General features: G+C 59.8%; 16 protein-coding genes and 2 tRNA genes. 10 read left to right on the top strand and 8 right to left on the bottom strand.

Annotation, left to right across the window (positions count from 1 at the left end):
* Positions 1-326: 326 nt before the first annotated feature.
* From AC1RQ9_RS07000 to AC1RQ9_RS06990, 3 genes are all read left to right on the top strand, one after another.
* Positions 327-1,805 carry a lytic transglycosylase domain-containing protein gene (locus AC1RQ9_RS07000; RefSeq protein ID WP_485986150.1) on the top strand — a complete coding sequence of 493 codons (1,479 nt, stop codon included), beginning with the start codon at positions 327-329 and terminating at the stop codon, positions 1,803-1,805.
* Between the two features lie 774 nt (positions 1,806-2,579).
* Entirely contained in the window at positions 2,580-3,407 is an 828-nt protein-coding gene (locus tag AC1RQ9_RS06995) for an SGNH/GDSL hydrolase family protein (protein ID WP_485986149.1), read from the top strand.
* Between the two features lie 721 nt (positions 3,408-4,128).
* Positions 4,129-4,893, top strand: coding sequence for an SDR family NAD(P)-dependent oxidoreductase (locus tag AC1RQ9_RS06990; RefSeq protein ID WP_485986148.1), 765 nt, complete (start codon positions 4,129-4,131; stop codon positions 4,891-4,893).
* Positions 4,894-5,028: 135 nt separating this feature from the next.
* Here AC1RQ9_RS06990 and AC1RQ9_RS06985 read toward each other — a convergent pair whose 3' ends face one another.
* Positions 5,029-6,396, bottom strand: a complete 1,368-nt coding sequence (locus tag AC1RQ9_RS06985; RefSeq protein ID WP_485986146.1) for an 8-oxoguanine deaminase — start codon at positions 6,394-6,396, stop codon at positions 5,029-5,031.
* Positions 6,397-6,759: 363 nt separating this feature from the next.
* On the opposite strand from AC1RQ9_RS06985, the gene AC1RQ9_RS06980 reads away from it, so the two are divergent.
* On the top strand, positions 6,760-7,323 hold the full coding sequence (locus AC1RQ9_RS06980) for a DsbA family protein (protein WP_485986145.1): 564 nt from the start codon (positions 6,760-6,762) through the stop codon (positions 7,321-7,323).
* 205 nt (positions 7,324-7,528) lie between these two features.
* Here AC1RQ9_RS06980 and AC1RQ9_RS06975 read toward each other — a convergent pair.
* Both AC1RQ9_RS06975 and AC1RQ9_RS06970 read right to left on the bottom strand, forming a co-directional pair.
* A tRNA-Thr gene (locus AC1RQ9_RS06975) sits at positions 7,529-7,603 on the bottom strand.
* A gap of 93 nt (positions 7,604-7,696) precedes the next feature.
* Positions 7,697-9,823: an AsmA family protein gene (locus AC1RQ9_RS06970; RefSeq protein ID WP_485986144.1), complete on the bottom strand. Its 2,127-nt coding sequence runs from the start codon at positions 9,821-9,823 to the stop codon at positions 7,697-7,699.
* A 203-nt stretch (positions 9,824-10,026) separates the two neighbouring features.
* Here AC1RQ9_RS06970 and ilvD point away from each other — a divergent pair, with 203 nt between their 5' ends.
* Positions 10,027-11,889: a dihydroxy-acid dehydratase gene (gene ilvD, locus AC1RQ9_RS06965; RefSeq protein WP_485986143.1), complete on the top strand. Its 1,863-nt coding sequence runs from the start codon at positions 10,027-10,029 to the stop codon at positions 11,887-11,889.
* 206 nt (positions 11,890-12,095) lie between these two features.
* On the opposite strand, the gene AC1RQ9_RS06960 is transcribed toward ilvD, so the two are convergent.
* Positions 12,096-12,308 (bottom strand): hypothetical protein, encoded by a 213-nt coding sequence (locus AC1RQ9_RS06960; RefSeq protein ID WP_485986142.1) that lies wholly within the window; start codon positions 12,306-12,308, stop codon positions 12,096-12,098.
* 551 nt (positions 12,309-12,859) lie between these two features.
* Between AC1RQ9_RS06960 and AC1RQ9_RS06955 the strand changes: the two genes are divergently transcribed.
* Complete coding sequence (locus tag AC1RQ9_RS06955) at positions 12,860-13,531, top strand: hypothetical protein (RefSeq protein ID WP_485986141.1); 672 nt, start codon at positions 12,860-12,862, stop codon at positions 13,529-13,531.
* A gap of 128 nt (positions 13,532-13,659) precedes the next feature.
* On the opposite strand, the gene AC1RQ9_RS06950 is transcribed toward AC1RQ9_RS06955, so the two are convergent.
* Positions 13,660-13,842, bottom strand: a complete 183-nt coding sequence (locus tag AC1RQ9_RS06950; RefSeq protein WP_010510200.1) for a hypothetical protein — start codon at positions 13,840-13,842, stop codon at positions 13,660-13,662.
* A 95-nt stretch (positions 13,843-13,937) separates the two neighbouring features.
* On the opposite strand from AC1RQ9_RS06950, the gene AC1RQ9_RS06945 reads away from it, so the two are divergent.
* Positions 13,938-14,771, top strand: coding sequence for a DNA/RNA non-specific endonuclease (locus tag AC1RQ9_RS06945; protein WP_485986197.1), 834 nt, complete (start codon positions 13,938-13,940; stop codon positions 14,769-14,771).
* A gap of 32 nt (positions 14,772-14,803) precedes the next feature.
* Entirely contained in the window at positions 14,804-15,079 is a 276-nt protein-coding gene (locus AC1RQ9_RS06940; RefSeq protein ID WP_485986140.1) for a hypothetical protein, read from the top strand.
* A gap of 105 nt (positions 15,080-15,184) precedes the next feature.
* On the opposite strand, the gene rpsI is transcribed toward AC1RQ9_RS06940, so the two are convergent.
* Positions 15,185-15,688, bottom strand: coding sequence for a 30S ribosomal protein S9 (gene rpsI, locus AC1RQ9_RS06935; RefSeq protein WP_025439615.1), 504 nt, complete (start codon positions 15,686-15,688; stop codon positions 15,185-15,187).
* A 5-nt stretch (positions 15,689-15,693) separates the two neighbouring features.
* Positions 15,694-16,176, bottom strand: a complete 483-nt coding sequence (rplM, locus tag AC1RQ9_RS06930) for a 50S ribosomal protein L13 (RefSeq protein WP_010510192.1) — start codon at positions 16,174-16,176, stop codon at positions 15,694-15,696.
* Between the two features lie 231 nt (positions 16,177-16,407).
* Between rplM and AC1RQ9_RS06925 the strand changes: the two genes are divergently transcribed.
* On the top strand, positions 16,408-17,754 hold the full coding sequence (locus AC1RQ9_RS06925; RefSeq protein ID WP_193733374.1) for a hypothetical protein: 1,347 nt from the start codon (positions 16,408-16,410) through the stop codon (positions 17,752-17,754).
* On the top strand, positions 17,754-18,617 hold the full coding sequence (locus tag AC1RQ9_RS06920; protein ID WP_485986139.1) for an SDR family oxidoreductase: 864 nt from the start codon (positions 17,754-17,756) through the stop codon (positions 18,615-18,617). The genes AC1RQ9_RS06925 and AC1RQ9_RS06920 overlap by 1 nt, the downstream gene beginning before the upstream one ends.
* A gap of 44 nt (positions 18,618-18,661) precedes the next feature.
* On the opposite strand, the gene AC1RQ9_RS06915 is transcribed toward AC1RQ9_RS06920, so the two are convergent.
* Positions 18,662-18,737 (bottom strand) — tRNA-His (locus AC1RQ9_RS06915).
* Between the last annotated feature and the right edge of the window lie 19 nt (positions 18,738-18,756).

Below are 18,756 nucleotides of genomic sequence, written 5' to 3'. Positions count from 1 at the left end.
CTTATGCGGGGCCGCACGGCCTTTCCTGCGCTGCGGAAAGCCACCTGGAACAGGCCTGCTCACTACTGATGCGTGGCCAGAATCCCGGACGCATGTCTGGAAGAACGGTGGACTGTCACGAGCAGGATATCAGAGTGTAATTCCGGCATTTCTTGATTTTGAAATATCTGTTATTGGTCATGATCATGCGGTATATTTCACAGTCCCTGAAGCACAGGATGGCAACTCTTTCTGCCGTTGCTTCTATTGCCATTTTTTCTTTGGCAACAACATCTTGCCAGGCATCTGATATTACAGGTAGCCGCTCCCGGGCAGATGAAGTGGCCATGCAGCAGGGACAGACGGCGCTCCTCCATCCGCTTTCTCCCAGTGATGCCACCCGTATCCGTACAGCCTTCGCGGATCAGTCCGCTGGCAATTTCGACCAGGCCGATGCCCTGCTGAAACAGGTAAAGGACGGCAGCCTGACCGGTACCGTCCTTGCTGAACGGTGCCTCCATACATCCTATACCTGCACGACACCCATGCTGAGGGACTGGCTGGCCCATTACCCGGACCTCCCGGCCACGCCGATGATGCAGGCATTGCTGCAATCCCGCAGCGACCTGCCGGCCGATGTCTCGGCGGGATTCCCGATAAAAGTCCCTGCCAGTGGAAATCGGGCATCCGGCGGGGGCATTAATGCCGCGGATGCGCAAAATCTCTATATACAGGGGCAGGATCAGGTCGTTCTCAACAAGGCCCTGACTACACCCGCCATCAAGGAAACAAGTGGCAAGGTCGCGTTCTATGCGGGCCTGTCGGCCTGGCGGCTGGAGCAGATGCAGCAGGCGCAACTTTTATTCGCGTGGGCCGCGAATGCCGACACGGCCTCCCGCGACCTGCGTAGCGCAGCCGCCTGGTGGGCAAGCCGCGCAACCGGGCGTATCGGCAATACGAAGGATGCCTTGCGCTGGCTTGTACAGAGCGCCCGTTGCAAGGACTGCTTTTATGGGGTGCTCGCACGGCGTGCCATCAATAAAAACGGTCCGCAGATGGCTGATGCAGGTGTGCCGACCGTTGTGGATGTCAATGCGGTTTCCGCCCGGCCCGCAGGCCACCGGGCTTTGGCGCTGCTTCAGGTTGGACGTGCGGACCTGGCCGAGACCGAACTGCGCACGGATTGGGTAAATGCGGAAAATACCAATGCACGCCGGTCCATAGGGCTGATCGTACACACGGTCGGGGATGCGGCCGAAACATCCGGTCGCATGGAGACCAGTAAACTTGTGCCGGGCCATACCATCGATCTGCCACAACGTTTCACGCCACGCGGTGGGTTTGTGGTGGACCCGGCGCTTATATATGGAATCATTTCCATTGAATCCCGTTTCCAGCCGACCGTGGTCTCCAGAAGCGGTGCGCGGGGACTGATGCAACTAATGCCACGCACAGCCGCAAATTTCGTCGGTGGACGCAATGAGGATTTAAGTAATCCTTCCGTCAATCTGCTGATCGGACAGCGTTACCTGATGGCACTTGCGCATGATGGGCATATCAATAATCATCTTATCCGACTGCTGGCCAGTTATGCCGTCGGCCATACAGCGGTGGCGCACTGGAATGCTTCCGAACACGGCACCAATGAATCCCTTGCTTTTCTGGAAGCCATTCCCAATCCCAAGATCCGCAACTGGATCGAGACAGTCCTTCTGCATAGCTGGATGTATTCAGAAAAGCTCAATCGGCGTCCCGTCAGCCTTGACCTGCTGGCCGAAGACAAGAAGGCCAGGCTGCCGCTGGAAGCGGAAACATCCCTCCAGTAAAAAAATCATTTAAAATCAATTTTTTAATAAATAAAAGCCAACCAAAAACTTCTTCTTGCTTTGTACACTGTCGCAAAGGCTGCCTGTTCAATCAGCCATATAACAGGTTGTCGCCCCGTTTCCAGCAAACGTTATGAACGTGGTTGACAGGCCCCGTCCCGGACATGGCAGCACAGGCATACCTGACACCGCAACCACCCGACCGCAGGTAATCACCCGCATGCCATTACGTGGCATGCGGCATGTTGATGCCCTGTTCTTCCGAAAATTGGTCGAGTTTCAGTCATCTACCCCCTTCCTGACCAGACTCTACTTCAGGAATGATCAGATTCGCAGTGATGACGCCACGAATTGTTTCGAGAAAGATTGACGCCTTTAAAGGATCATAGTAAGGAAACATCTATAAATGTGTACAGTTTCAATTTTGATATTCCAGTGGTAATATTTATAAAATATTAAATATTTCCGCCTGCTGGAGTTGAGTCGCAGAATCAAGATCTATCAATCCGCACCGCTCCTTTGAAACTGCATTATAATTACAAGCTATCCATATCGGGATTGCTTGGTTCAATTCCGTTTGTCGCGCATCAATCTGTTGCGAATACCTTTGAGGCGTTTATGATTTTTTCTTCCGGCTGGCTTAAAAAGAACAATATGTCTCAAGGTCGGCTTCGCCATTTGATGTGCGCGACTGTGCTGTTTTCCGCGCTATGTGCTGGTGCCAATGCACAGACCCCGGGACCGGCTGTTGCAACCGGAACCTCCCCGGGCGGTTTGTCGGCCCCTGCATCTGCTCCGGCTCCTGCTGCGGCAGCGCCTTCTGCCACTGCGCAGGCGACACCTGCTACATCCTCCGATGCGGCTTCCCCCGCGCCTGTTACGACCCCGTCCCCGGCACCGGTCTGCCATGCATCGTCTGGTGAAACCGGGCGCATACTGGTGATTGGTGATTCACAGGCCCAGGGCCTGGCGGGTGGGCTGCGATGGCTTTATCGCACCAACAGGAACATGCGTGTCCTGGACCATAGTAAGATTTCCACCGGTCTGGTGTCCGTATCATTCTTTAACTGGCCGGACGAGGTTCATAATCTGGCGGCGACCGAGCATGCCGATGTTGCCGTTGTCATGTTTGGCGCCAATGACAGACCTCCGGTCAGGGTGCATGGTGTGGTTGATCCGGCCCAACTGGCGAATTTTACAAAAATTTACTCAGCGCGCGTACGTGACATCATGACGACGCTGAAAAATGCACATATCCCGGTGATCTGGGTTGGGCATCCCATGGTGCGTGATGAAGAATTCTCCGCTGACATGGCGATCCTGAATACCATTTTCCAGGATCAGGCGGCCGGGAACGGTGCCCAGTTCGTACCGCTATGGACAGCCTTTTCCGACAATGGACATTTTTCCGCATATGGCGAAGGTGTCGATGGATCCAAGGTGCGCCTGCGTGCAGACGACGGCGTGCATCTGACACCAAGCGGCTATCAGAAAGCAGCCAAGATACTGGAACCCCTGATTGCCTGTTACCAGCCTGATACGGCACAGAAAACCAAACCGGCAGCCCCGCCTGCGCCAGCACCGTCACCAGCGGCACAGTAGCAACCTATAAGAATTAGTCCGATGCTTCCACGATATGCGGACACGCCTGTCCGCATACCCATCGGGCCGTAATCGCAGCAACCAGTCATCCGGGCGATGGTCGCCCCATCGGCTGGAAAGGCAGCCGTTCCGGTCGCAGTTGTGCCCGCGACCAGCCAGATGACCCGCATGGCACCATAGCGTCGTTCCAGGCAGTGTGCCGTCCCGTGACACACCGGTATGGATGACATGGGATTGAAAGCGGCATGCTGTCACGGATGCACGTCCCTGCGTGTACCGGATCCGGTCAGCCTGGCAATAAAGGCAGTTCATGGTACTGCCAGAAACGGCCCGCGCCCTACGCCCGGATCAGATTGCCAGTCACTGATTGCGTCCATCGGGCAACGGTATCGCAAATTTCCTGCCAGACGGGTGCTGTACACGTCAGGCATAACACTAATACAGTATAACACCATTCATGCCCCTGCCGGGGTATGCCGGTATATTGATGCGCGGGAATAAAGGGTTATCGACGTATCATTTTATTACAGATATCATGGATACGATCAGACAGGGGGTAGGCATTCCCTTGCACCGCAGGGAAAATCCCTTGCGGAATGTCGGGTCTGGCGCGTATCAGGCGCTACGACAGGACATTGCGGTCAGGGAAGTATGTAGTTCGTTGGAAAAGAGTTATTTAAACGACAGAATCAGCAGGCCCACGACAGGACGGGTCGCCGTCGTGACCGGGGCAACCGGCGGCATTGGACAGGCACTGGTACGCCGCATGATCGGGTGTGGCTATCAGGTAATCATATTATCCCGACAGGCGCAGATGGACATGCCCGGTGTCACGCCCGTCGTATGTGACCTGACCAATATGGACAGCATATGCCAGGCTGCCAGAACGATTATCCAGCATGCGCCGCAACTTGACGTTATCGTGCATTGCGCGGGCATCATCACGCCCCGACCAGTTGGCGAGATGGGTACGCAGGAAATCGCCGACCAGATTGCGGTGGATCTGACCGCCCCCATTGAACTGACCAATGCCCTGCTGCCCGCGATGCGACGCGGGGGACATATCGTATTCGTCAATTCCATGGCCGCGGTTTTTCCGCTGGCGGGTAGCAGTGTCTATACGGCGGCCAAATTCGGCCTGCGCGGTTTTGCCCGTGCGCTGGAACAGGAACTGCGTCCCCGGCACATACAGGTGTCATCCATCTATCCCGCCAGCGTCAATACGCCGATGCTGCGCCATGAAATGGATGCAGGCGGGTCGATATACAATTTCATCGACCAGCCACAGGAGCCGGATGTCACGGCGCAACGGATTCTGGAATGCTGCGAACGCAGCAGCCGGGAAATTTTCAGTTCCGTCTTTGACAAACTGTTCACCCACGCCTGCCTGGCGTCACAGGGGCTGCTCAACCTCAGCCTGCCGGTCATGAAAATTCTGGGGCGGATGGGCTACCGCACCTATAAACGGCGCTCTTCACGCACCTGATCGACTGGACAGGAACCGTCTGGAATATCCCTGGAATCATAAAGAAGTTTTTTAGTGAAGCTTTTCCCAAGAAGCTTCGAAGAACGCCGCCTTTTTTGAAAAAACGCGGCACCCAAAAACTTTTGTCATTCCTGATCAGGCTTTTTCCAGCAGTTCGCGGGCCAGCACGTTATGCCGCCGGGCCAGTGCGGCCGGGTCATGCGCCGTAAACTGTCCATCGCGGATCAGCACCCGCCCATTGACGATGCTGCATGCCACCCGCCCCGGCGTACAGAACACCAGCGCCGCCACCGGATCGGACTGCGCGCCCGCATGGTCGATCCCGCGCATGTCAAACGCCACGATATCCGCCGCCATGCCGGGGGCCAGATAGCCGACATCATCACGTCCCAGCACGCAGGCGCCACCGCGTGTGGCCAGTTCCAGCACTTCACGCGCCTGCATCATGGGCTGGTTATTGCCCGCGGGCAGCAGGCGTCCCAGCAGCATGGCCTGACGGGCTTCCCCCAGCATATGGCTGCCGTCGTTGGAAGCCGAACCATCCACCCCCAACCCGACGCGCATGCCTGCCGCCACCATCCGCCGCACCGGGGCGATACCCGACCCCAGCCGCATGTTGGAACACGGGCAATGCGCCATGCCGGTATGGGTCACGCCAAAACGATGAATGCCGGCATCATCCAGTTGCACGCAATGGGCGTGCCAGACGTCCCGGCCGACCCAGCCGGTGTCCTCGGCATACTCGGCGGGGGTCATGTTGAATTTTTCACGGCTGTAGGCAATGTCGCTGGCATTTTCCGCCAGATGGGTATGCAGCATTGTGCCTGTCGCACGCGCAAGGTGAGCCGCATTGCGCATAAGATCACGACTGACGGAAAACGGCGAACACGGCGCCACGGCCACCCGCAACATCGCCAGTGGCGCCGGGTCATGATAGGTTTCGATCACGCGCTGCGTATCCGCCAGGATGGCGTCTTCATCCTCCACCACGCGGTCCGGCGGCAGGCCGCCCTTGCTTTCGCCAACACTCATCGCGCCACGGGCGGCATGGAAACGTATGCCCATCTGCCCAGCCGCCTCGATTTCATCATCCAGCCGCGCGCCATTGGGAAACAGGTACAGATGGTCGCTGGTGGTGGTGCAACCCGACCACAGCAGTTCCGTCATGGCCGTGCAGGCGGAAATGCGGATCATCTCCGGTGTCAGGCCCGCCCATATGGGATAGAGCGCCTGCAGCCACCCGAACAGGGAGGCATCCTGTGCCGTCGGAATGACGCGCGTCAGGGTCTGGTACATATGGTGGTGGGTATTGACCATGCCCGGCATCACCACATGCCCTGTCATGTCAATGACATCATCAGCCACAGGCAACGGGTCCGCAGGTGTTCCGATGGCCGCGACCTGCCGGTCACGTATCAGTACCCATCCCCCTTCGATTTCGCGCCGCTGGGCATCCATTGTAACCAGACGCAGCGCATTCCTGAGCAAAAGGGTACGGACCATGCATTACCACCTTGGAAATTGTTTCCGGACAATCAGTTGATAGAAAATAATAAAAGTTTTTGGGTCCCGCCTTTTTTCAAAAAGGCGGTATTCTTTGGCGCTTTTTGAAAAAAGCTTCACCAAAAACCTCTTTCTGTTTTGCGGGACCTCTCATTACAGATTTCCGGGAAAAGGGAAACGTTGCGTTTATGCAGCATTTCCAGCGGACTGCCTATATGCACGACCACGACTGGCCCGCAGTGGTCCATTAGGCATATGTCCCATCCGTGGGGTAAAAAAGACATTGGATGAACCGGCAGGCCCCGCCCATGTTCCATGGAGGGAAACTGCCCCTCACCCCGTCAGCATGAAGGAATCCAGGCAATGCCAGCAACCCCATCCCCCCTGCATGTCGATCCGCTTGTATGGGGCCATGGCCCGCGTATTTTCGAGGTTTTCCTTGAGCCGACCTGCCCGTTTTCGTGCCGTGCCTTCGGCAAACTGCCCGACCTGCTGGAAAAGGCTGGCGCGGACCGGATCACCATCAGGATCCGCCTGCAATCCCAGCCATGGCACATGTTTTCCGGTGTCATCATACGGTGCATCCTTGCTGCCGCCACACTGGAAGGGGGCAAGGAGACAGCCCGTACCGTCATGGCAGCCGTGGCGGCGCACCGCGAGGAATTCGAATTTACCGATCACTGCGCCGGTCCCAACATGGACGCGACGCCAAACGACATCATCAGACGGATCGAACATTATAGCGGCGTGAAGCTGACGCCGGCCTTTGCCGTGCCGGAACTGCAGAAAGCCATCAAATGGCAGTGTAAATACAGTCGCCAGAACGGTATCCATGCCTCCCCCACCTTCATGGTGGATGGCCTGATCGACCCTGCCATCAGCAGTGGCGATACGGTCGAAGCATGGATGGAGCGTATTTTCGCCTGAAGGACGTTTCTGGTGAAGCGTTTTTCAAAAAACTTCGATAGATCGCCGCCTTTTAAAAAAGGCGGCGCCCAAAAGCTTTTATCATTCCCAAGCACCTGCCGGACGGTCCATGGATCAGTTTGGCAATCACCATGCCGACTGTCTGGCCGGTATCATATGCGCAACGTATGCCGCACAGAATCACTGTAATTTTTCAGAAAAAAACTGGTGCCGGGTGAGGGATTTGAACCCCCGGCCTTCGGTTTACAAAACCGCTGCACTACCACTGTGCTAACCCGGCATGACAATGAAGCACGCCCACGATCGGACGCATCACTGCACCTGTTTCCCCTTTTTGCCGAAATGCCCCGCATGGTCAAGCGGGGATTCCCCTTTAATGCGCGGCCATCCGCTGCGCCCACACGGCGCGGATATGTTCGCGTTCCGCACGGCTCAGGTTCCCAGAAACCGCACCATTGGCCTGCTGTGTTGCAGGGGGCCTGCGGCCATGCGCGGCATGGCGGACGGGACGAGAGGCATGGGGCGCGATCCCGGCGGCAGGATTTTCGTTCACCTCCCTGATCGCCTCGGCACATGACGACTGCTTGCCAACACCTGCCTCGATCGTGGGCAGCAGGCCCACGGGGGAGAAGACAAAACCCGTCAGCACCGACGCCACGGCCCGGCCGATCACCTCTGCCCCGGGCATGATGCTGGGGTGCTTCAGCGGCCCGGTAATGTGCAGCGGGCCGGGGAAGGATGCGATGGCGAAATGGCGCGACCGTGTCAGCAGGGCGTATTTGATGGTGTTGTCACTGAAATTGATATCCCCCTTGCCCACCGTGGAGGTATCGCCCGTTTCCATCAGCATGGTTTTGGTATGGAACACACCATCACGCAGTGGCATGTCCGCGATCAGGCATTTCAGGTCGGTCTTGGCTGGCAGCCCGAGGGCGGACAGCAGCGCCTTGCCCAGTTCCAGCCCCAGCAGGTCGGGCAGGATGGCGGAAATATCCCCGCCTTCATCCAGCGCCATGGTTACGCCGCCATTGCCATCGCCCACGATCTGCGCCAGCGACTGCCCATGGCCATGCACCATGATATGGCCGCCAATCGTCCCCTGCCCCTGATAATTACCCAGCGCCTGCATAAGGCGGGACAGGTCGATCTGTTCCATATCGACCCGGATGCGGGCATCAACGCCATTGCCCTGCGGCACGAAGGTGCCACTGCTGGCCAGTTTCCCCTTGCCCACACCAAAACTCAGGTGATGGACATCAATCGTCCCGTCGCGGATATCCACCAGCGCATCGATGTTATCCAGCGGCACATGCCGGTTTTCGATATGGTCCCCGTGATAGGCCAGATGGACATTGGTGGCCTTCAGCTTGGGCAGGTTGATGGGCGTGGTGGGCAGCACGGCGCCACTGGCCTCATGCGCCTTCTGTTCCGCCGCCTGCTGTGTGGTGGAGGGATGATCCCCTGGTGTCGCCCCGAAGAAACCGCCAAGATCGGCAAGGTCCACATGGCGCGAATGCAGGCCGGCATCCACGAACGTAACCGCCTGGTGGGGATCGACGCTCAACGTGCCGCCAAGGTCGCTGGACCCGACCATGCCCTCGAAGTCATGAAAGCGCACGCGCCGGTCATGGTAATCAAGGCTACCCGCCACATGGTAGGTGGGTGTCTGCGGGATCACCACGCCCGTCAGCGGATACAGCAGCGACATGTCCGGTCCCGCCAGCGTCAGCTTCAGGCGCGCGCCACGGAACGACAGCGGGTCATCCACCGATCCCACCAGCGTCAGGCGCGTGGGGCCGTGATGCACATCGACATCAATGGGATAGGGTTTCGTCCTGTCCGCCAGTGACACCAGCGCCCCGCCGGAAAAATGCCCCGTAATGGCCTGCCCGGTATAGGTGCCGCGCACATCCGCAACGATGCGGGCCTGCGTATCCGCCTTCGCCGGCGTGGTATGCACCTGCGCGCGCATGTTGCTGCGCAGGCCCGCATGCACGAAATGCAGTTGCCCGTCGGCAATGTTCAGTTCCCCGATCTGCGGCATGGCAGTGGACCCGCCATCACTGCTGCCGGGGAAATGGTAATTGGCGCTGCCATCACGCTTTTCATCCAGTTCCACGACCGGCCTGTCCAGCGCGATTACCGGCAGGTCGATCCTGCCCCCCAGCAGGTGCCACAGATTGACCCCCACCATCAGGTGGTCCGCCGTGGCGAATGGCGGCAGGGTGTCAAACCCGTCCGGTTCATCAATATGTACGTCATCGGCGGTAATACGGATCACGCGCCCCAGATGCACATGCAGGTGCGCGATCGTGACCCTGCGACCCAGCGCGGCCTCCGCCCGGCGTTCCACCATCGGGATGAACCAGTCCCATGACCAGAAGATGACCAGCGCCAGCATGGCAACCGCCAGAACCCCCAGCACCGGAAACCGTATCTGCGCCAGCACGCCACGCCGCCGTGTGCTGGGTGATCCATCCTGACGGTCCGGTTCTGGCATGCCGCGCGTGCTCCTTGTGCAATGACGGGTAAGGTATCAGATGAACGACTGGCCGCAGATGGAGTTGCGGTCCGTGCCCGTCCCCTCCCTACCCGCCCACGGTTAACGGCAGGTTTGGACTGGCGCGCAGGCCGCGCGTCCTGTATGCGGGCAGGCAATATCGTTCCCCTATGCTAACCCCTTTGTCGCGAGAGGTCACCGTCATGCCCGCCTATCGTTCCCGCACTACGACCCATGGCCGCAACATGGCCGGTGCGCGCAGCCTGTGGCGTGCAACCGGCATGAAGGATGGTGACTTCGGCAAGCCGATCATCGCCATCGCCAATTCGTTCACGCAGTTCGTGCCCGGTCATGTCCACCTCAAGGACCTGGGCCAGCTTGTGGCCGGTGCGGTGGCCGAAGCCGGTGGCATCGGGCGGGAGTTCAACACCATTGCCGTGGATGACGGCATCGCCATGGGCCATGGCGGCATGCTGTACAGCCTGCCGTCGCGCGAACTGATCGCGGATGCGGTGGAATACATGGTCAACGCCCACTGCGCCGACGCGCTGGTGTGCATAAGCAACTGTGACAAGATCACGCCGGGCATGCTGATGGCGGCGATGCGGCTGAACATACCGACCATCTTCGTCTCCGGCGGGCCGATGGAAGCGGGCAAGATCATCAATAACGGCACCGAACAGCAGGTTGACCTCATCACGTCCATGGTGGCGGCGGCCAATTCGGATGTGACGGATGAACAGTCGGCCACGATCGAACGCTCCGCCTGCCCCACCTGCGGTTCGTGCTCGGGCATGTTCACCGCCAATTCCATGAACTGCCTGACCGAAGCGCTGGGCCTTGCCCTGCCGGGCAATGGCAGCCTTGTCGCGACCCATGCCGACCGCCGCGAACTGTTCGAGCGCGCGGGCCGTGAAATCGTCGCCCTTGCCCGCCGCTGGTATGAAAATGACGACGCCACGGTCCTGCCGCGCGGCATCGCCACCAAGTCCGCGTTTGAAAACGCCATGTCGGTCGATATCGCCATGGGCGGGTCGACCAACACCGTCCTGCACCTGCTGGCGGCAGCGCATGAGGGCAAGGTGCATTTCACCATGTCCGACATCGACCGCCTGTCCCACAAGGTGCCCAACCTGTGCAAGGTCTCGCCATCGCGCATGGATATCCACATGGAGGACGTGCACCGCGCCGGTGGCATTCCCGCCATCATGGGCGAACTGGCCCGCATGGGCCTGCTGCACATGGACACCCCCAGCGTGCATGCACCCAGCATGGCGGCAGCCCTGTCCAAATGGGATATCAGCGCCGATACGGTGGATGAGGACGCCCGCACCTTCTTCCGCGCCGCCCCCGGTGGCGTGCGCACCACGGAAGCATTTTCACAGGCCAGCCGGTACAAGGCGCTGGATACCGACCGTGCCAATGGCGCGATCCGTGATTCGGAACACGCCTACAGCCAGGACGGTGGCCTTGCGGTGCTGTTTGGCAACCTTGCAGAAGATGGCGCCATCGTCAAAACCGCAGGCGTTGCCGATAACCTGCTGACCTTTACCGGCCCGGCCCGCATTTTCGAAAGCCAGGACGCGGCCGTATCTGCCATCCTTGGCAATAAGATCGTGCCGGGCGACGTGGTGGTGATCCGCTACGAAGGGCCGAAGGGTGGGCCGGGGATGCAGGAAATGCTGTATCCGACCAGCTATCTTAAATCCAAGGGACTGGCTGAAAAATGCGCCCTGATTACCGATGGCCGCTTTTCTGGCGGCAGTTCGGGACTGTCGATCGGCCATATCTCGCCCGAGGCGGCGGAAGGCGGCATCATCGGCCTTCTGCATGAAGGCGATACGATCGAGATCGACATTCCCAACCGCGTCCTGCGCACCACCGTCACCGATGCGCAACTGGCTGCCCGCCGCGATGAAATGGAAGAACGTGGCGACCGGGCGTGGCAGCCAGACCGGCAGCGCGAAGTCTCCGTCGCCCTTCAGGCTTACAGCGCACTGACCACCAGTGCCGCGCGCGGCGCCGTGCGTGATGTCAGTCAGCTTGGGCGCCGCACCAGCCGCTGATATATCCGGCGACCTGGCAGACTGTTGGAAAATAATCAAAGTTTTTGGATACCGCCTTTTTTCTAAAAGGCGGCGTTCTTTTGAAGCTTTTTGAAAAAAGCTTCAGCAAAAACTTTCTTGGGATTGCAGACTGTTCAGACAGTCTTTTCCGACACCGACGCCCCGGCGGGATACAGGTTCCCACCGGGGCGTCGCGCGTTATGTGGCTAGACCTCGCGGAAGGTGACGGCCTTATGCCCCATGCGGCGAAATGTCGCCGTCACCCGCTGCTTCAGCGCCACCAGATCGGGCAGGATGGCGTTGTGCAGGCTGCGCACGCTGTCATGGGTTGCGTAAAAACGCAGCGAGGACGCAATGCCCGTAATGATGGCCGCCCCCACGAACACGCCATCCACTTCTATGATCTTTGACTCAAACATGGTTCCCTGACCCGAACTGCCGGTTGCGCCAGCCTGAATGGCACGACCACCCCATGGGCAGACCGTATCGACAGACCGCCACCAGCAATATTCTTCTGATTTCCATTACCCGCCGCAAACGCGGCAGGGCAGAAGGAGTTTCATCATCACATATCCCGAAAAAACCCTGTGGCCACAATTGGTTGACAGCCATGGTCCGGGCTATGTGACACGCCCCCGCCAGAGCGTGGCAGTGGGACCGCAGGGCATGAAAAAGACGATTATTGTGGCATTTCAATGACTGATGACAATATGGACAGACAGATACCAAAACAATACATGCAGAACATGAATGGTCCGCAATAATAATTGCCATGAACTGCAATATACCGACATACCAGCCCATCACCTGCCCTATGCACGGTATATGACAGGACTTGCCCACGACGTTGCAGGCCGCCCATACTGGGCAGGGCTGACATGCCCACACCCCCCGTGACAGCAGGGGGACAAAAGCTGTTTCCTGTCACCCTGACAATTCACCAAGACCTTACACAGACCGGTGCCGACCCTTGCCTAGCCTGACACGTCCAACCCATCCCGAATGTCCTGTCCCGCCACGGCGGACCCTGCATGGGACCGTTCTGGTCCTGGCCCTTATGGGTGGCATGGATGTGGCACATGCCGCATCAGCCACCTATCCCGCGCCCATCATGGGAACGGAGACGACCGCGCATGCATGGGGTATTGAAACCCGCTTTGCGCAGACCGCGCCCTGCGTGGTGGAAATGACCATAAACCAGCCCACTTTCATGGCCCACATGCCCGAAATGATTCAGGCCGGACTGTTCAATACGCAGGTCACACCCGCCCTGCAGAAGCAGGCGCCGCATTATCTCATGAACACATTGCAGATGGATGTGACGCCCGGCTTCGTCCACACACTGTTTACCCAGCGCGGCGCACCCGTACGCTGTCATTTTGCATGGTCCTACACCGCCCCGAACGGTACGCCGCACCCCATGGTGAATTTTGACGTGACCCGTCAGGCACATGACCGCATTGACTGGGCGCATCTGCGTTTTGGCGACATGATGACGATGGCGCAGAACCCGGTGGTGGACCGGGAATTTGATGCGCAGGTCAATCAGGAAACGATAGACGTGACCATTGCCCTGTCCAGAAGCGGCTTTTCAGCCGACCTGCCATCGCCCGCCACAACGGCAGGGACGCGTTCCCCTTAAGGGAAAAATGATTGATAAATAAACATAAAAGCTTTTTGGCGCCGTCTTTTTTTAAAAAGGCGGCGTTCTTCTGAAGCTTTCAGAAAAAAGCTTCACCAAAAACTTCCTTGTTATTAGCCAACAGTTCCTTAACGACCATGTCCGGCAAGCTGCATGACGAGGTCGATCAACGCCGCCGCCAGCAGCACGACCGTCACCACACGCAGGCCGATGCGCAGCATGCGCTCGCGCCGCGTGGGGGGCAGTTCACGACGATGCAGGACGAAGGAATCCTGCGGGCCGGGATTTCCTGAATCAGGTTGCTCGGCCATTGCCCTGCCTTATCAGATGTTTCATGGATAAGCCCCATTTTACCAGAACAGATGGATAACGCCAGACCGTGTCCCGACATTGCCCTGCCCTTCGCATGACACGGTATGTCCTGCCCCTTCTGGTCTGGCTTGTGGCCCTGTTCCCATCCCATGCCGCACACGCCGAAGGGTGTGCGGAACTGGGGGCGGGGCAGCAGTTGCCAACGCTGGACAACGCAAAACTGTCGCCCCGGACACAACTGCTGTGCAATGCCCGCTATGCCGTGCTGTATTCCGGGCTGGCACACGAACCCCTGTGGTCGGCGGAACATCTTGATACCGCCATGATCCGCGCGGCCATGTCCACCCCGCGCCGGGGGGACTTCCACCCTGACCCGCGCATTGCGCCCGGGGCGCGGGCGGAACTGGAAGATTATGTCCGATCCGGCTTTGACCGGGGGCATATGAGCCCCTCGGGCGACATGCCCGACGAACAGACACAGCAAGAGACGTTCCTGCTATCCAATATCGTGCCGCAACGCGCCGCACTGAACCGGGGCAGGTGGGAGGAAATCGAATCGGCCGTGCGCAGGCTGACCCTGCGTGAAGGGGAACTGTATGTCGTGACCGGCCCCGCCTTCCATGGCCGCACGCTGTCGGCCATCGGGGCGGATCGCGTGCTGGTGCCAACCTCGACATGGAAGGCCATATATGACCCGCGCCGTGAACAGACGGGGGTTTACGTATGCCATAACGTCGCCCGCACGCCCGGCTGCAGCCATGTCAGCGTGGCGGAACTGACCCATATTACCGGGATCGATCCCTTTCCCGCCCTGCCCGCACGCCTGAAGCAGACCTGCATGACGTTGCCGTTGGGCACGACACGTCCCCACACACGCAGGACAACCCGTTACCACCGCCGCAGCCGGCATACCTATTACCGGTGGTGACCAGCCCCTTTCTTTTTTGCAGGAGACAGATCATGACCGCCCATCACCCGACAGCCACCGACGCGCTGGTCCCCTTTGCCGATAACAGCGCCAGCCGTACCATTGGTGGCATGACGGTGGAAAACAGCACCGACAGCATCGCCTTTTACGGCCAGACGGACCTGAGTCGTGACAAAGCCGGGCTGGAACGCGCACGCGCGCTGCTGGCCTTCATGCAGCAGGTCGTGACGACCCTGGAAGCGCAGAAGGACCTGCCTGATTCCCTGCCGCCCCGCAAACCGGCCAAGGTCGCCAACCCCTTTGCCTGATACCGCGCCGATCCGGCACGCCTGATGCACAACGGGGCCGGTCCATTGCTGGACCGACCCCGTTGCAAAACCCGTATCCCGTGGCACGCCACGGGATAGACAGGATCAGCGCTTGCTGAACTGGAAGGAACGACGGGCCTTGGCGCGACCGTACTTCTTACGTTCAACAACACGCGAATCGCGCGTCAGGAAGCCAGCAGCCTTCAGGATGCTGCGCAGCGCGGGTTCGTAATGGGTCAGCGCACGGCTGATACCATGACGGACCGCACCAGCCTGACCGGACAGACCGCCACCGACAACGGTGCAGTACACGTCAAACTGGTTGTAGCGATCAGCAACCAGGAACGGCTGGGTGATCAGCATGCGCAGCACGGGGCGTGCGAAATAGGTGCCGACCGGACGGCCATTGACGATGATGTCGCCCTTGCCCGGCTTGATCCACACGCGGGCCACGGCGTCCTTACGACGGCCCGTGGCATAGGAACGGCCCTGCGCATCGCGCTTGGCTTCGTAAACGGGTGCGGCTTCCTGCGAAGAGGTAACCTGGCCGGAAGCAACCGCTTCCTTGAGGTCGGCCAGCGTGCCTGTACGTTCTTGGGTTTCGGACATGTTGTTCAGCCCCCGACCTTCTGGGTGTTCACGGCGTTCTTGCGGTTCATTGACGCAACGTCGAGAACCTGCGGCTTCTGCCCTTCGTGCGGATGTTCGCTACCGGCATACACATACAGGTGCTTCATCTGCGCGCGCTGCAGCGGGCCACGGGTGATCATGCGCTCGACAGCCTTGCGCACGACATCACCGGGGTTCTTGCCGGTCAGGCGCTGGGTGATGGTGCGTTCCTTGATCCCACCGGGATAGCCGGTGTGATAGTGGAACAGCTTCTGGTCCACCTTGTTGCCGGTCAGGCGGACCTTCTCGGCGTTGATGACGACAATGTTGTCGCCGCAATCAACATGCGGGGTGAACTGGGGCTTGTGCTTGCCGCGCAGGCGCTGGGCGATGATGGTCGCCAGGCGACCCAGGACGAGGCCTTCGGCATCGATCAGGGTCCAGCCACGCGTCACCTCTGCGGGTTTCAGCGAAAGTGTGGTCTTCATGGATTCAGTGTTCCGTCCAGTAATGTAGCGGTAACAGGTGGCGCGTTATCATCCGTACGGGACACGAACGTCAAGCACATAATCCCGTACAGGCGGCATTTTTCCGGTAAAAAAACGTGTGTGGTATCATGATACCGCACATCTTTCCGCAGCTCTCTGCCCGCTGGCGATTGCCCAAGGGGGCTGGAATGCGATAGCACTCAGTTCAAGGTCATTACGGATATCAGGCTCGTGAAGAAACTCTATCCCGCCATTCCCCTGCTTATACTTGTGCTGCTGGTCGGCAGCTGGGGGGTGCACCACTTTGCCCAACGCAGGCTGGAGGCCGGCATTGCCGACTTCCGGGCCTCCATCGGGCCTGACGCCACGTTCAGCTACGCCACGGCGCGCCCGCGCACGCTGGCGCGGGGTGCGCATTTCACCGCTGTCACCTACCACAACCCCGCCATGACGCTGATCGCGGCCGACGTGCGGCTGGGTGGGCTGACCGGCAATAACGTGCAGGGCGAGAAGATCGGCAGTCTGGTGCTGCGCAACGTGAAGGTCATGACCACCTCCAACACCATATCGCTGGATCAGGTGGAACTGGGCAACCTTGTCCTGCCCAACACCGCGCGTGCGGCGGGCGACATGGCCCGCCCGCTGGGTTTCGATTCCCTGGTGCTGGACAAGGGGACATTTACCAACATGCATCTGGCCATTCCCGCCAGCCAGACGGACGTGACCATCGGGCGCATGACCGTAAGCCAGTACGGAATGGGCCGCGCATCGCATCTGGACCTTGACCGGCTGGCGACGCAGATCAACCTGACACCGACACGCCGCATTTCCGTCGATCATATCGTGGTGGACGGCCCGGATTTCGCCAGCGAGGTCGCAAGCCTGATCCAGTCGGGGCATCTGGTGCATGAACGCCATCCGCAGACGATGGACCTGAAGAAGGTGGAAATCGACAGCACCCACCCCATGCTGCAGATCGACCATGTGACCACGTCGCGCTTTTCCACCGAAACCGAAGACAAGATGGATACGAAGCTGGATCACCTGACCCTGTGGTCCACCGGCACGGACAACCCGTCCATCCTCAATGCTTTCGGCTATGACCATTTCAGCGGCAACATCCACGCCAACAGCACCAGCGACCGCAGCGCGGGTCGTGTGCATCTGGAACCGCTGACCATCGAATCCCCCGACATGGGCAACCTGACCATGGTGTCCGAACTGGACCAGATCCCGTTTGACGACATGGCCATCATTCCCGAAACCGCGCGGATCGTCTCCGCCGCCATGACGTGGGACGACCTGTCGCTGGCCAATCACGTGGTGGCCGGTCTGGCCAAAAGCCGTGACATGGATGTGGATACCTACCGGCAGAACCTGCTGACCACGCTCAGCACGTCCGATGATGCCTCGATGCGCGCCATGGGCCGCTTCCTGCAGTCACCGCAGGACCACCCGCTGCAGATCGCCCTGCGCCCGATGAAGCCTGTCAACCTGATGATGCTGGGTGTTGCCCTGTCCATGGCCGGGGATCCGTCAGTCGCCGCACCGCTGGGCCTGACCATCTCCACACCCTGATGACCGATGCCGGGCCGGTGCATGTCATTGGCGCGACCGGCCGGTCGGGACTGGCGCTGTGCCATGCGCTGAAGGCGGCCCGGCGGCCCGTTGTGCCCGTCATGCGCAACCTGTCCCGGTGGCGGGCGACGGGCATGGCGTATCCGGCCCGTGTGGCTGACCTGCGCGATGATACCGGCCGCCTGCGCGCTGCACTGGCTGATGCCACGTCCATTGTCCTGACCGCCCATGCCCGCCACCTGCCCGCCGTGCTGGCGGCGGCGCCGCCACAGGCCCGGATCGTGGCGCTGGGCAGCACCCGTATCTTTACCCGCTGGCCCGACGCGCATGCGCGTGGCGTGATGGCAGGCGCGCAGGCATTTGTCCGCTCAGGCCGCCATGGCGTGCTGCTGCACCCGACCATGATTTATGGCGCAACGGGAGAGGATAACGTGCAGCGCCTTGCCACCCTCATGCGCCGCCTGCCCATCCTGCCGCTGCCCGGTGGTGGCACATCACGCATCCAGCCCATATGGCAGGGCGATGTGACCCGCGCCATCCTTGCTGCCCTGAACCACGCGTGGGATGGGCCGCACAGCCTGGTCATCGCGGGTGGGGATCAGGTTACCTATCGTGATTTCACGCGCCATGTCGCGATCGCGGCGGGGCTGCGCCCACGGCCTGTCGCATCCGTTCCCGGATGGATGCTTATGGCGGCGGCGCGAATCCACCTGCCCGGCCTGCCGCATATTGCGCCAGCCGAGGTGCGGCGACTGATGGAAGACAAGATTTTCGACATTGCTCCCATGCGCACGCAACTGGGGCTTACACCCTCGCCGCTACTGGCCGGGCTGGAACGCACATTCGCGCGACCCGGGCAATAGCCTGCCGCCACACGTCATATTCGTTATTTTCAGGAAAGGTGGGTTGGGGCGAACGACGGGGATTGAACCCGCGACAACCGGTACCACAAACCGGCGCTCTACCAACTGAGCTACGTCCGCCACAACTGCGCAGTCATTT

The sequence above is a fragment of the Komagataeibacter ossonobensis genome (assembly GCF_057359305.1).
The sequence above is the reverse complement of the archived record's forward strand: the minus strand, read 5'-3'. Positions and strand labels throughout refer to the sequence as shown.

Coding starts and splice junctions, on each gene's coding strand:
- ilvD (WP_485986143.1), top strand. CDS start 10,027: ATGCCCGCCTATCGTTCCCGCACTACGACCCATGGCCGCAACATGGCC.
- AC1RQ9_RS07000 (WP_485986150.1), top strand. CDS start 327: ATGCAGCAGGGACAGACGGCGCTCCTCCATCCGCTTTCTCCCAGTGAT.
- rplM (WP_010510192.1), bottom strand. CDS start 16,176: ATGAAGACCACACTTTCGCTGAAACCCGCAGAGGTGACGCGTGGCTGG.
- AC1RQ9_RS06985 (WP_485986146.1), bottom strand. CDS start 6,396: ATGGTCCGTACCCTTTTGCTCAGGAATGCGCTGCGTCTGGTTACAATG.
- AC1RQ9_RS06980 (WP_485986145.1), top strand. CDS start 6,760: ATGCCAGCAACCCCATCCCCCCTGCATGTCGATCCGCTTGTATGGGGC.
- AC1RQ9_RS06920 (WP_485986139.1), top strand. CDS start 17,754: ATGACCGATGCCGGGCCGGTGCATGTCATTGGCGCGACCGGCCGGTCG.
- AC1RQ9_RS06945 (WP_485986197.1), top strand. CDS start 13,938: ATGACACGGTATGTCCTGCCCCTTCTGGTCTGGCTTGTGGCCCTGTTC.
- AC1RQ9_RS06950 (WP_010510200.1), bottom strand. CDS start 13,842: ATGGCCGAGCAACCTGATTCAGGAAATCCCGGCCCGCAGGATTCCTTC.
- AC1RQ9_RS06960 (WP_485986142.1), bottom strand. CDS start 12,308: ATGTTTGAGTCAAAGATCATAGAAGTGGATGGCGTGTTCGTGGGGGCG.
- AC1RQ9_RS06940 (WP_485986140.1), top strand. CDS start 14,804: ATGACCGCCCATCACCCGACAGCCACCGACGCGCTGGTCCCCTTTGCC.
- rpsI (WP_025439615.1), bottom strand. CDS start 15,688: ATGTCCGAAACCCAAGAACGTACAGGCACGCTGGCCGACCTCAAGGAA.
- AC1RQ9_RS06970 (WP_485986144.1), bottom strand. CDS start 9,823: ATGCCAGAACCGGACCGTCAGGATGGATCACCCAGCACACGGCGGCGT.